Annotated in this window: 11 protein-coding genes; 7 read left to right on the forward strand and 4 right to left on the reverse strand. The window is 69.8% G+C overall.

Annotated elements, in window-relative coordinates:
- Window positions 1–22: 22 nt before the first annotated feature.
- Complete coding sequence (locus ACYVHG_RS08445) at window positions 23–1,228, forward strand: alpha/beta hydrolase (protein WP_461167008.1); 1,206 nt, start codon at window positions 23–25, stop codon at window positions 1,226–1,228.
- Between the two features lie 192 nt (window positions 1,229–1,420).
- Here ACYVHG_RS08445 and ACYVHG_RS08450 read toward each other — a convergent pair whose 3' ends face one another.
- Entirely contained in the window at window positions 1,421–3,001 is a 1,581-nt protein-coding gene (locus ACYVHG_RS08450) for an MFS transporter (protein ID WP_461167009.1), read from the reverse strand.
- Between the two features lie 63 nt (window positions 3,002–3,064).
- Between ACYVHG_RS08450 and ACYVHG_RS08455 the strand changes: the two genes are divergently transcribed.
- Window positions 3,065–3,604 (forward strand): TetR/AcrR family transcriptional regulator, encoded by a 540-nt coding sequence (locus ACYVHG_RS08455; RefSeq protein WP_461167010.1) that lies wholly within the window; start codon window positions 3,065–3,067, stop codon window positions 3,602–3,604.
- 42 nt (window positions 3,605–3,646) lie between these two features.
- Here ACYVHG_RS08455 and ACYVHG_RS08460 read toward each other — a convergent pair whose 3' ends face one another.
- A complete protein-coding gene (locus tag ACYVHG_RS08460; protein ID WP_461167011.1) occupies window positions 3,647–5,116 on the reverse strand; it encodes an alanine/glycine:cation symporter family protein in 1,470 nt (489 codons plus the stop codon).
- Window positions 5,117–5,281: 165 nt separating this feature from the next.
- On the opposite strand from ACYVHG_RS08460, the gene ACYVHG_RS08465 reads away from it, so the two are divergent.
- From ACYVHG_RS08465 to ACYVHG_RS08475, 3 genes are all read left to right on the forward strand, one after another.
- Window positions 5,282–6,052: an SDR family oxidoreductase gene (locus ACYVHG_RS08465; protein ID WP_461167012.1), complete on the forward strand. Its 771-nt coding sequence runs from the start codon at window positions 5,282–5,284 to the stop codon at window positions 6,050–6,052.
- Between the two features lie 76 nt (window positions 6,053–6,128).
- On the forward strand, window positions 6,129–7,757 hold the full coding sequence (locus tag ACYVHG_RS08470) for a long-chain fatty acid--CoA ligase (protein WP_461167628.1): 1,629 nt from the start codon (window positions 6,129–6,131) through the stop codon (window positions 7,755–7,757).
- Between the two features lie 124 nt (window positions 7,758–7,881).
- Complete coding sequence (locus ACYVHG_RS08475) at window positions 7,882–9,405, forward strand: molybdopterin-dependent oxidoreductase (protein WP_461167013.1); 1,524 nt, start codon at window positions 7,882–7,884, stop codon at window positions 9,403–9,405.
- Here ACYVHG_RS08475 and glsA read toward each other — a convergent pair.
- Window positions 9,400–10,647: a glutaminase A gene (gene glsA / locus ACYVHG_RS08480; protein WP_461167014.1), complete on the reverse strand. Its 1,248-nt coding sequence runs from the start codon at window positions 10,645–10,647 to the stop codon at window positions 9,400–9,402. The genes ACYVHG_RS08475 and glsA overlap by 6 nt on opposite strands.
- Window positions 10,648–10,679: 32 nt before the next feature.
- Entirely contained in the window at window positions 10,680–10,808 is a 129-nt protein-coding gene (locus tag ACYVHG_RS08485; protein ID WP_461167015.1) for a hypothetical protein, read from the reverse strand.
- Between ACYVHG_RS08485 and ACYVHG_RS08490 the strand changes: the two genes are divergently transcribed.
- Both ACYVHG_RS08490 and ACYVHG_RS08495 read left to right on the forward strand, forming a co-directional pair.
- The gene (locus ACYVHG_RS08490; RefSeq protein ID WP_461167016.1) at window positions 10,807–12,192 is read left to right on the forward strand and encodes an aminotransferase class III-fold pyridoxal phosphate-dependent enzyme; all 1,386 of its coding nucleotides are present in this window, start codon (window positions 10,807–10,809) and stop codon (window positions 12,190–12,192) included. The two genes, ACYVHG_RS08485 and ACYVHG_RS08490, sit on opposite strands and share 2 nt — an antisense overlap.
- A gap of 24 nt (window positions 12,193–12,216) precedes the next feature.
- Entirely contained in the window at window positions 12,217–12,705 is a 489-nt protein-coding gene (locus ACYVHG_RS08495) for an SRPBCC family protein (RefSeq protein ID WP_461167017.1), read from the forward strand.
- Window positions 12,706–12,708 lie beyond the last annotated feature (3 nt).

Consider the following 12,708-nt stretch of genomic DNA (forward strand, 5'->3'; position numbering starts at 1 on the left):
CGGTCCGGCCTAACCTGACGCCATGCCTGACGGAACGGTGGTCGTCCGAGCGGCGACGTGGCGGGGCGAGCCCGCGCACGCGTACCGGCGGTGGGCCGATCGTGAGGCCCGGGCGGCGGCGCAGTTGCACGCGGCTCTCGACCGAGCGGTGTCCGAGATCCGCAGCGGTGGAGACGATCTCGCGGCGCGGCTCGCCTCGATCGACCTTCCCTCCGCCGTGCGGCCCGGAACTGAACCGCCCGCCCGGGTGCCGCTGTCCGGACCGAGTCCGGGAGGGCCGCCGCGGTTGCCGGTCCCGGTTCCCGGGCGCCCGGCGTCCGCCGCGCAGCGGGACCGTGACAACCGGGCCCGGCTCGCCGCTGACCTGCGCGATCTGCGTGGACGGCGGCGCACCGCCGGGCAGGACGCGCGGCTGCGGACGCTGGAGACCATCGACGCCCGGCTCGCCGAGCTGTCCCGCGGCGGCGAGACGGTGCAGTTGTTCGAGTACGACCCGGGCGCGTACGGCGGCGACGGCAACGTGGTGGTGTCCATCGGCGATCTCGACACCGCGCAGAACATCGGAATCGTGGTACCCGGAATGGGTACCACCGCCGCCTCGATCGGAGCGGTCACCCACAACGCCGCGCGGTTGCAGGTGGCGGCGCGCCGCGCCGACCCCACCCGTCCGACGGCGACGGTGGCCTGGATCGGCTACGACGCCCCATCGGGACGGGCGGCGCCGGTGCAGGTGCTCACCGGTGTGCATGCGCGGCGCGGCGCCCGGGAACTGCGGGCCGATCTCGAGGATCTGGCCCGGCTGCGTCCCGACGATCCGCGGATCGTGGTCTTCGGGCACAGCTACGGCGCCACCACAGCGGCCACCGCCGGTTCGGGTGGGGCGCTCGCGGGCACCGTCGACGCGATGGTGCTGCTGGGAGCCCCCGGCGCGGGGCCGGTGCGTTCGGCGAGCGAGCTGGCGGTGCCGGTGTTCGCGGCTCGCGACTCCGACGACCCGGTCGCCAAGGTGGGCTCGACCGACGGTGCCGGGCAGGCCCTGCGCAAGGTCTTCGGCGTCGAGCTCGGACTCGGACGGGACCCGGCCGCCGCCGCGTTCGGTGCCACCCCGGTCGCCGCGGAGGGGCCGACGGGGTTCGGCTTCGCCGCGCACTCCGGTTACTTCGACGAGGGATCGCCGTCACTGGCGGCGTTCGCCGCGATTCTCACCGGAGGTGCCCATGCCCGCTGACGCCGTGGACATCGGCGAGATCTCCGCCCTCGCCGCGGACTGGGACCGCGCCGCGGACGACTTCACCGAACGGGCCGCGTACTGGCGGCGCCTCGCGGCGGACCCGGAGACGGCTGCCTTCGCGCAGCGAGCGGCGGCGGCGCTCACCGGCCACGCCGAGGCGGCCACCGCCGCGGCCCGCCGGCTACGGGACTACAGCGCCTCGGTGCGTGCCGTCGACGCCGACGGTGCCCGCAGCGTGTGCCTCGCGATCACCGCCGCGGCCAGCATCAGCGCCGCTCCGATCGCCGACGTGGTGCTCACCCCGACGTCGAAGGACTGAGCCGCCGCCCGCATCAGCTCGGCGCCGGTCTCGGCCGGCAGGGTGCCGGCCACATGGTGCGCCCCGGCGAGGGTCTCGCCGGCCGCCCGCGCCTGATCGGCGTCCAGCCCCTCGGGCAGGGCCAGATCGGCTGCGTAACCCGCAGCCAGGATGGAACCGAGGATCGCGGTACCGAGCACCGAGCCCAGCTCGTACGCCGTCTCCGAGACCGCCGAGGCGGCTCCGGCCTTGTCCGCCGGCACCGAGGAGACGATCAGATCGTTGGAGAGGGTCTCCGCCGCACCGATTCCGGCACCGAGCATGGCGAACGCCACGAGCAGTGCGACCGTGGTGTCCGGGGAGATGAAGACGGCGACCACCGCGTAGGCGGCGGCGGAGACGAGCATGCCCGCCACGATCACCGTGGAGGGGGCGATCCGGCGTACCAGCCGCACCACGTACAAGCCCGCGATCACCATGGTGATCAGGCCCGGGACCAGTGCCCAACCGGAGGTCATCGGGCTCATACCGGCTACCAACTGCAGGTGCTGCGCGACGAAGAACATGAATCCGACCAGCGAGAAGATGCTGATCAGGTTCACCGCCACGGCGCCGGAGAAGGTGCGGTCGGCGAACAGTCGCACGTCCAGCATCGGGTCCGGGCGACGGAGCTGCCGGCGGACGAACAGCCAGGTCGCGACGACTCCCAGCAGCAGCGCCGCGAGTGCCGCCGCGACGCCGCCCTTGGCCGCCGCCTTGACCGCGTAGACGACCGGGGTGAGGGCGAGCAGTGAGAGTGCGATCGATACCGGATCGATCCGCCCCGGAGCGCTGTCCCGGGACTCCGGCACGCACATCGGCGCCAGGACCAGGAGTGGGATCAGCACCGGAACGGCCATCAGGAACACCGAACCCCACCAGAAGTGCTCCAGGAGGAAGCCGCCGACGATCGGGCCGAGGGCCGCGCCCGCAGCGAAGAACGAGGCCCACACGGCGATGGCGAGCCGTCGCTGCTGCGGGTCGACGAAGATGTTCCGCAACAACGACAGCGTCGACGGCATGAGCATCGCGCCGAAGAAGCCCAGGCCCGCGCGCGCCGCGATCAGTGCGGTCGCGGTGGGGGAGTACGCGGCCACCACCGACATCGCGGCGAAACCGGTGGAACCGATCAGGAGCAGGCGGCGGCGGCCGAACCGGTCGCCGAGGCTGCCCATGGACACCAGCAGACCCGCCAGGACCAGCGGATAGACGTCCACGATCCACAACTGTTGCGCCGCGGAGGGGCTCAGCGTGGCGGCGATCGAGGGCAGCGCGAAGCTCAGCACCGTGCCGTCGATGGAGACCAGCAGCACCGGGAACATCAGCACGGCGAGCGCACACCATTCGCGCGCCGTGGCGCGGGTCGGGCCGGGTGAGGTCGTGGGGATGGTGCAGGTCATGGCTTTCCGTTCGAGTTCGAGTGGTTCGACCATGGTTACTGTACCAGCCGGACGGTACAGAAACGAGGACGGCGAAACCCGGCTACCATTCCTGTCGTGCCACCTCCGCCCGCTGCACGCGCCAAGCTGCTTGAATCCTTCGTCCGGATACTCATCGAGCAGGGCGAACGCGCTGCGACCCTCGAAGCAGTGGCCGCCGAGGCGGGTGTCAGCAAGGGCGGTCTGCTGTACCACTTCGGGTCGAAGGACGCTCTGGTGGAGGGCATCGTCGACTGGCTCGACGGTCTCGTCGGCGACGATCTCGATCTGATGCGTGCCGCACCCGAGGGTGCCGCCGCCTATTACGTGCGCACCTCGTGCTTCGGCGACACCGACCTCGATCGGCTGATCATCGCGATGCTGCGGCTGAGCCAGGGTGCGAACCCGAGGGCCCAAGCCGCGCTGTTGGAGATCCAACAGCGCTGGCTCGGTGTGCTCCTCGAGCAGGTTCCGGATGAGGCCGCGGCCCGTGCGGTGATGCTGGTCGGTGACGGGCTCTACTTCAACGCCGCACTCAGTGGCGGCCAGTCCATCGCCACCGACGAGCAGATCGAGGAGATCCTGCAGCGCGTGCAGCGCATGATCGTCGCCGCCTGACCCGCGCCGGAGCCGGGCCCGGCGGTACCGGACGTGCCGGTGTCAGGCGCGGGTCCGGACGGTGTCCGCCGGCTCCACCGGGTCCCAGACGTCTCCGGGCAGGTCGCCGGGCAGGTGCGGGTTGCCGCGACCGACGAAGCGCACGTCCTGGCCGGAGCGGCGCATGGCGTCGTAATCGCGCAGCGCCCCGAAGGCCCACCGGCCGAGCAGAGTGATCGCGATCAGGTTCACGGTGGCCATGAGCGCCATCGCCACGTCCGCGAGCATCCACACCGTCTCCAGCTTGGCCAGTGCGCCGAATCCGACGGCGGCCAGCACCAGGGTCTGCAGCACCCGCAGTCGAGAGCCCTGCAGGCCCAGGAAGTTCAGGTTGATCTCGGCGTACGAGTAGTTGCCGATGATCGAGGAGAAGGCGAAGACGAACACCAGCAGGGCCATCGGCACCGTCGTCCAGGTTCCGAGCGAGGCGGCGACCGAGTTCTGGGTCAGCACCGCGCCGCCGTCACCGTCGGGACTGACTCCCGGCTGGTAGACGCCGGAGACGAGCACGATGAACGCGGTGGCGGTGCACACGACGATGGTGTCGACGAAGACGCCGAAGGACTGGATCAGGCCCTGCTTGACCGGATGCGAGACGGTGGCGGTGGCCGCGGTGTTGGGGGCGCTGCCCATGCCGGCCTCGTTCGAGAACAGGCCGCGCTTGACGCCGTTGAGCAGTGCGGCCAGGATGCCGCCGGCGGTTCCGGCCAGAGCCTCGTCGAGCCCGAACGCACCGGCCACGATCTGCCGGATGACCTCGGGGAAGGCGGTGATGTTCAGGGCCACGATCACCAGGGCCATGCCCACGTAGATCAGCGCCATGACCGGCAGGATGATCTCGGAGACCTTGGCGACCCGGCGCACACCGCCGTAGAAGATCGGCGCCGCGAAGACCATCAGGCCCACCGCGATCCACGACGAGTCGATCTCGAAGGTCGATGCCAGCGAGCCGCTGATCGTGTTGGCCTGCAACATGTTGAACGCGAAACCGAAGGCGAAGATCAGCAGCACGGCGAAGACGATGCCCCACGTGCGCGAGCCCAGCCCGCGCTGGATGTAGTACGCGGGACCGCCGCGAAAACTGCCGTCGGGATTGCGCACCTTGAACATCTGCGCGAGCGTGGCCTCGACGAAGGCGGTGGCCATGCCGACCAGCGCCACCATCCACATCCAGAACACCGACCCCGGGCCGCCGAGCACCAGTGCCACACTCACGCCGGCGATGTTGCCGGTGCCCACACGCGAGGCGAGGCCCACGCAGAAGGCCTGGAACGACGAGATGCCGCCGTCGGCGTCCGAGCGGGACGAGCCGATGGCCTTGAGCATCTGGGGGAACATGCGAACCTGCACCAGGCGGGTGCGCAGGCTCATGTACAGGCCCACGCCGAGCAGGAGGTAGATCAGCAGCGACTCGTAGAGGCGTGTGCTCAACCAGGCGAGCGCGGTGTCCAGGTTCGCGATGAGCGAGCTCATGAATTCCTCTCCGGGCCCCGGGTGCGGGACGGTTCATCTGCAATGCGGTGCCGCGATGATGTCACGCCGGTGCGCATCCGATCGAATGCATCGCGCTGTCCGGCTCGTTGAGTTCGATTCAATAGACCCTTTACTGCGCACATCTCTGCTGGTAGCGTCCCCGATATGCCTTCGATCTTCATCTCCGGCGGCGCCGTCGGCATCGGCCGCGCGACCGCCCTGCGTTTCCTGTCCGAGGGATGGACGGTGGGCGTCTACGACATCGACCAGACCGCACTCGACGACCTCAAGGCCGAGCATCCGGAGATCGTCACCGGTCGGCTGGACGTCACCGACTACGGGCAGTGGGAGGCGGCGCTGGCCGACTTCACCTCGCACACCGGGGGCAAGCTGACGGTGCTCGACAACAACGCCGGCGTGCTCTTCGGCGGTGACCTCGATGAGATCACCCCGCAGCAGGTGAAGCTGCAGATCGACGTCGACGCCCTGGGAGTCACCTACGGCGCCAAGGCCGCCCTGCCCTACCTCGCCGGTGAGAAGGGCGCGCACCTGGTGAACATCAGTTCCGCCTCGGCGATCTACGGCCAGCCCGGTATCGCCACCTACAGTGCCACCAAGTTCTACGTCGCCGGTTTCACCGAGGCGCTCGAACTCGAGTGGGAGAAGCACGGAATCCGGGTGGTCGCGATCTGGCCGCTGTGGGCCAAGACCGCCCTCGCCGACACCGACGCCAAGAGCACCCGGACCCTGGGGGTGAACCTGACCCCCGAGGAAGTGGCCGAACAGGTGTGGAACTCGGTGCACCCCAAGGTCCAACTGCCCTTCCTGCCGCGAATCCACTATTCGGTCGGAATCATGACCACCGTGCTCTCGAATTCGAGTAAGTTCGCACCCAGGTCGATCGTGCGCCTGATCAACCAGATCACCAGCCAGTAGCCGGTGCCGGCGCGCGGGGCCGGTCATGCGAATCCGAGCTCCCGAGAGGTAGTCCAACGCCGTGATCGAGACAACGATGCAGGACGGCGAGCTGACCATCGCTCGCCTGGTCGAGTACAGCCGCCGCGTCTTCCCCGAGGCCGCGGTAGCCACCTGGACCGGAGAGGGTCTGCGGCGCATGTCCTTCGCCGAGGTCGGCGACCGCGCCTGCCAGCTGGCGCACGCCCTCACCGGCCTGGGGGTGCAGCGCGGAGACCGGGTCGCCACGTTCATGTGGAACAACAACGAGCACCAGGTCGCCTATGCCGGCGTCCCCGCGATGGGAGCGGTGCTGCACACCCTGAACCTGCGGCTGACCCCGGAGCAGGCGGTGTTCATCATCGACCAGGCCGACGACCGGGTGATCATCGTCGACGCCTCGGTGGCGCCGTTGCTGAGCAAGTACCTCGCCTCCACGCCGAAGGTGGAGCACGTCATCGTCGCGAACGGCCCGAAGGAGGCGCTGGAAGCGCCAGAGGGTGTCACCGTGCACGGCTTCGACGACCTGCTCGACGGGCGACCGACCACCTTCGAGTGGCCCGAGCTGGACGAACGCGCTCCCGCAGTGATGTGCTACACCTCCGGTACCACCGGTGATCCGAAGGGCGTCGTCTACAGCCACCGCAGCATCTGGCTGCACTCGATGCAGGTGAACTCGTCGTCGGGCATGGCTCTCGGCAACGCCGATTCGGTGCTGGCGATCGTGCCCATGTTCCACGTCATGTCCTGGGGCCTGCCGTTCGCGGCGATGATGAGCGGCATCACCCTGCTCATGCCCGACCGGTTCCTCCAGCCCGAGCCTCTGCTGCAGATCATGGACGCCGCCAAGCCCACATTCGCCGCGGCGGTACCCACCATCTGGGCCGGGGTCGCGGCGGTCCTGGCGACCAAACCACAGGACATCTCCCACCTGCGTGAGGTCGTGGTCGGCGGAGCGGCCGTGCCCCCGTCCATGATCCGAACCTTCGACGGTTTCGGGGTGAGCATCACCCACGCCTGGGGCATGACCGAGACCTCGCCGCTGGGTTCGGTGTCCCGGCCCCCGTTCGGGGTGGACGATGCGCAGGAGCGGTTCGCCTACCGCGTCACCCAGGGCCGCTTCCCGGCCTCGGTGCAGGCCCGCCTGATCGACGACGAGGGTGCTGAGCAGCCCTGGGACGGCGAATCCGCGGGTGAGCTGGAGGTGCGCGGGCCGTGGATCACCGGCGCCTACTACGCCCCCGAGGGCAACGTCAGCGACGAGTCGAAGTTCCACGACGGCTGGCTGCGCACCGGTGACGTCGCGACCATCAGCCCGGACGGATTCCTGACCATCGTCGACCGCACCAAGGACATGATCAAGACCGGCGGTGAGTGGATCAGCTCCGTCGAACTCGAGAACACGGTGATGAGCAATCCGGCGATCGCCGAGGCCGCGGTGGTGGCGGTGCCGGACGAGAAGTGGGACGAGCGTCCCTTCGTGCTGGCCGTGGTCAAGGACGCCGGGGACGCCGATGCCGGGCAGCAGCGCGCCTTCCTCGCGGATCTGCTGCCCAAGTGGCAGCTGCCCGAACGCTGGGCCTTCGTCGACGAGGTGCCCAAGACCTCGGTCGGCAAGTTCGACAAGAAGCGCATCCGTGCCGAGTACGCGAGCGGCACCTACCCCGTTGTCGAGTCCCGCGACTGAAGGTTCACTGCACCGAATCATCTTGTGGGAGTGGCCCGGTCGAGCTCGGTCGTGACATCGTGGAGGGATGAACCGCACGACTGAGAATCGGACCGGGCCACACTCACCCGGTTGGATCGCCGCGGTGGCAGGGGTACTGGCCGGTGCCACTGGGCTCGCGGTGGCCGAACTCGCCGCCGCCGTCGTCGCCCCGGGCGCGAGCACCCTGTTCGCCGGCGGGGCCGCTGTCATCGATGCCGCTCCCGCCTGGCTCAAGGACTTCGCGATCGAGCGGTTCGGCACCGCCGACAAGGCGGTCCTGCTGGCCACCATGGCCGTGGTGCTCACCGTGGGCGCGGCGTGCGCGGGACGGCTCGAACTCCGCCGGGCACCGTGGGGTGCGGTGCTGATCGGCCTGGTCGGGATCACCGGGGCGGCCACCGCGGTCATGCGTCCGGACGCCACGGCGTTGTGGGCGCTGCCGAGCGTGGCCGGAATCGGGGCAGCGCTGCTCGTGCTGCGGACGGCGATCGCGCGGCTGCGGCCGGGGGCGTCGGCGCGAGCCACCGGTGCCGGTGCAGTCGACGGCGCCTCCGGTGCGGTGGACCGGCGCGGTTTCCTCACCGTCGCCGGGGTCGCCGCCGGGACGGCCGTCCTCGCCGTCGCCGGAGCCCGCCTGATGTCCGCCGGATCGTCCGCGGTGCAGGCCGCCCGCCAGGCGCTGCGCCTGCCCGCGCCCGGCAGACCCTCCGCCCCGATCCCCGCCGGCGCGAACCCGCCGGTCGCCGGGATCACTCCGTACGTCACGCCCACCGCGGACTTCTACCGGATCGACACTGCGCTGCGGGTACCGCAGATCGAGCCCGCGCAATGGTCGCTGGAGGTTCGCGGCATGGTCGAGCAGCCGTTCACCCTCACCTGGGACGAGCTGCTGGCCCTCCCTCTGGAGGAGCATTACGTGACGCTCGCCTGCGTGAGCAACCCGGTCGGTGGCGAACTGATCGGCAACGCCCAGTGGCTCGGCTACCCGATCAGAGCCCTGCTCGACCGCGCGCGGCCGCAGCCGGGCGCCGACATGGTGCTCTCCCGCAGCCAGGACGGATTCACCGCCGGCACACCGCTGGACGTCCTTCGCGATCCCGCCCGAGCCTGCCTGCTCGCGATCGGGATGAACGGAGAACCGCTCCCGGCGCGCAACGGCTTCCCCGCCCGCCTGGTGGTTCCCGGCCTGTACGGGTACGTCTCGGCCACCAAATGGGTGACCTCCCTGACGGTCACGACCTTCGCCGCGGATCGGGGCTACTGGACACCGCGGGGATGGTCCGAGCTCGGCCCGGTGAAGCTGCAGTCGCGGATCGACGTGCCCCGCGGCCGGGTGCCGGCCGGTGACGTCACCGTCGCCGGTGTGGCTTGGGCGCAGCACACCGGAATCAGCCGGGTCGAGGTCCGCGCGGACGACGGTCCCTGGGTGAGCGCTGAACTCGCCGACACCGTCGGCCCGGATACCTGGCGGCAGTGGCGGACGTCGCTCCCGCTCGACGCCGGCCGGCACGTGCTCGACGTGCGCGCCACCGACGCGAACGGGGCGGTCCAGACCGATCGGGTAGCCGATGTGGCACCCGACGGCGCCACCGGCTGGCACCGGGTGGCGGTCACCGTCGGGTCATGACGGTGCGGCACACAGGCTCGACGGGTCCTGCATCACCACCCGTACGCCGTATCCGACATCGGATGCCAGCTGGGTGAGCAGGTACGCCGCGACCGTCGAGATGCGGGTGACGTCGGTGAGGTCGAGGACGACGGTGCTGCCGCTGCACGCGCGGCCGCGGCGCAGCGCCTCGTGCACCACCTCCTCCACGGCCACGAAATCCACCTCGCCGCGCAGCCGCAGGACGGTCCGTCCGGTCGACGGATCGGTCTCGGCGGACGCCACGGAACTGACCGGGTTGATCGGACGGTTGAGCAGATGCAGGCCGAACTCGCTGCTCATCCGCTGCAGCACGGCGACCCCGCGACTGGAGTTCCCGGCCTCGTCGAGCGGCGGGCTGAAGACCCCGATCCCGTACTCGCCCGGTGTCGCCGCGACGATCCCGCCGCCCACACCGGACTTCGCGGGAATGCCCACCGAGACCATCCACGCGCCGGACCTGTCGTACATGCCGCAGCCGGTCATCACCGACAGCACGTGCCGCGCCACCTCGGCGCTGATCACCCGCTCCCCGGTGATCGGGTTGATCCCGCCGGCCGCGAGGGTCACGCCCATCACCGCCACGTCGTGCGCGTCCACCAGCAGTGCGCACTGCCGGAAGTACGGGTCGAGCGCCTCGTCGACGGGGATGCGCAGCGCCTCGGTGGAGCGGGCCAGCGCCGCCAACGCGAGATTGCGGTGGCCGGTGGCGGCCTCCGACGCGTACACCGCCTCGTCGAGTTCGAGGTCCCGGCCGGCGAACCGGGACAGGCCCGCCCGGATCGCAGCGAAACGTTCCGCACCGTCGACACCGCCGATCAGCGAGGTGGCGACGATCGCACCGGCGTTGATCAGCGGATTCTCCGGCCGGCCCGACGGATCGAAACTGATCCCGTTGAACGCCTCCCCGCTGGGTTCGACGCCGATCCGCTCGCACACCGCGTCCACCCCGAGTTCCTGCAGGGCGAGAGCGTAGACGAAGGGCTTGGACATCGATTGGATGGTGAACGGGGTGCGATAGTCGCCCGCCCCGTACGAGTGCCCGTGCACCGAGACCGCGGCGATCCCGAACGCCTCCGGATCGGCGGTGGCGAGCTGCGGGATGTAGTCGGCGACGGTGCCGGGATGATCGCCGCGGCGTACGTCGTCGAGCACGCGGGCCATCGCGGCGTCGACGGGGTTGTCGGTGAACTCCACGGAGACCGGTTCGGCGATGCGACTCACCCTGTCACGGTAGCCGGGCGGCGGTCTCGCCGTCAGCCGTCGCCGTCGGCCGTCGGAAGCTGTCGCTGCGCGGCGAGTATCGTCTCGGGTACCGCTACCAGTTCCGGTGAGCAGCGCACACCAGCCGATATCGCCGTCTTGATCTTCTGGAGAATGCACATGACTGAAACGCTGCCCGACGGCCGAGCCGTCGACGAGGCCGTCGCGGCCGGAGCCCGCGCCTACGAACTCGACCGTGCCCATGTCTTCCACTCGTGGTCGGCGCAGGCGCAGATCACCCCGATGACGATCATCGCCAGCGAGGGGTCCTACGTGTGGGACGGCGAGGGCCGCAGGCTCCTCGACTTCAGCTCGCAGATGGTGAACACCAACATCGGCCACCAGCATCCCAAGGTGATCGCGGCGATCGCCGAGCAGGCCGCGAGGATCTGCACCATCGCACCGCAGCACGTCAACGAATCCCGCAGTGAGGCAGCGCGACTGATCGCCGAGCGCACTCCCGGTGACCTGAACAGGGTGTTCTTCACCAACGGCGGTGCCGATGCCAACGAACACGCCGTTCGCATGGCGCGGGTGCACACCGGACGCCGTAAGGTGCTCAGCCGCTACCGCAGCTATCACGGCGGCACCGAGCTGGCGGTCAACCTCACCGGTGATACCCGCCGCTTCGCCAGTGATTTCGGCAGCGAGGCGGTCGTGCACTTCGACGGACCGTTCCTCTACCGCAGTTCCTTCTACGCGCAGACCGAGGAGCAGGAGAGCCAGCGGGCGCTCGAGCATCTCGAACGCACCATCGTGCTCGAGGGGCCGAACACCATCGCCGCGATCATCCTGGAGGCCATCCCCGGTACTCCCGGCATCATGGTCCCGCCGCCCGGCTACATGGCCGGTGTCCGCGAACTGTGCACGAAGTACGGGATCGTCATGATCGCGGACGAGGTGATGTCGGGCTTCGGCCGCACCGGTAAGTGGTTCGCCATCGAGCACGGCGCCACCGCCGCAGGCCCGATGGTGCCCGATCTGCTGACCTTCGCCAAGGGCGTCAACAGCGGGTACGTGCCGCTCGGTGGTGTGGCGATCAGCGATGCCATCGCGGCGACCTTCGCCGACCGGCCCTATCCCGGCGGTCTCACCTATTCGGGACACCCCTTGGCCTGCGGATCGGCGATCGCCACCATCAACGCGATGGCCGAGGAGGGCATGGTGGAGAACGCCGCGAAGATCGGTGACGAGGTGATCCGTCCGGCGCTGGAGGGCTTCAAGACCACGCACCGTTCGGTGGGCGACGTGCGCGGCGAGGGCGTGTTCTTCGCGATCGAGCTGGTCCGTGACCGGCAGACGCGCGAGCCGTTGGCACCCTACGGTGGTAGTAGCCCGGCGATGAACGAGACCATCGGCGCGCTCAAGAAGGGCGGTCTGCTGCCCTTCGCCAACTACAACCGCATCCACGTGGTGCCGCCGTGCAACGTCTCGGTCGACGAGGCCCGCGAGGGCCTGGCGATCATCGACGAGGCGCTGGCCGTCGCGGACGCGCACACCGTCTGACCCGAATCGCACCAGGAGGCCGCCATGCCAGCTCTCAAGCCCGTTCTTCCCGCAGAGTTGCAGCCCGGCCGGCCCGGTGTGTACGAGTTCTCGGTGCGCTCCGCGCGACCCGTCGACTGGGTGTGGAAGGAGCTGACCTCGGACCGGCCACTGCACTGGTGCCGGGCGATCCGGAAGATCGAATGGACCAGTCCGCGGCCCTTCGCCGCCGGTTCCACTCGCCGGGTGCACCTCGGTCCGGGGATCCGCGGTGACGAGATCTTCTACTCCTGGGAGGAGTCGGAGACACTGTGCGAGAAAGCCTTCTACGTCCAATCCGCCACCGCGCCCGGTCTGGCGCGGCTGGCTGAGAAGTACCGGGTGCAGGCTCTGCCGGAGGGTGGGTCGCTGTTCACCTGGACGCTGTTGATCGAGCCGATCGGTGGGGAGCGGGTGATCGGGCTCAGTGGTCTTCCGGTGGGTCTGATCGTCAAGTGGTTGCAGCGCGATACGGAGAAGTACCTGGGCTCGTAACCG

This window comes from Tsukamurella serpentis, assembly GCF_054780975.1.

What these genes read in the sequence shown, in the direction of transcription:
- ACYVHG_RS08445 (WP_461167008.1), top strand. Translation starts at nt 23, where the DNA reads ATGCCTGACGGAACGGTGGTCGTCCGAGCGGCGACGTGGCGGGGCGAG.
- ACYVHG_RS08450 (WP_461167009.1), bottom strand. Translation starts at nt 3,001, where the DNA reads ATGGTCGAACCACTCGAACTCGAACGGAAAGCCATGACCTGCACCATC.
- ACYVHG_RS08460 (WP_461167011.1), bottom strand. Translation starts at nt 5,116, where the DNA reads ATGAGCTCGCTCATCGCGAACCTGGACACCGCGCTCGCCTGGTTGAGC.
- ACYVHG_RS08465 (WP_461167012.1), top strand. Translation starts at nt 5,282, where the DNA reads ATGCCTTCGATCTTCATCTCCGGCGGCGCCGTCGGCATCGGCCGCGCG.
- ACYVHG_RS08470 (WP_461167628.1), top strand. Translation starts at nt 6,129, where the DNA reads ATGCAGGACGGCGAGCTGACCATCGCTCGCCTGGTCGAGTACAGCCGC.
- ACYVHG_RS08490 (WP_461167016.1), top strand. Translation starts at nt 10,807, where the DNA reads ATGACTGAAACGCTGCCCGACGGCCGAGCCGTCGACGAGGCCGTCGCG.
- ACYVHG_RS08485 (WP_461167015.1), bottom strand. Translation starts at nt 10,808, where the DNA reads ATGTGCATTCTCCAGAAGATCAAGACGGCGATATCGGCTGGTGTGCGC.
- ACYVHG_RS08495 (WP_461167017.1), top strand. Translation starts at nt 12,217, where the DNA reads ATGCCAGCTCTCAAGCCCGTTCTTCCCGCAGAGTTGCAGCCCGGCCGG.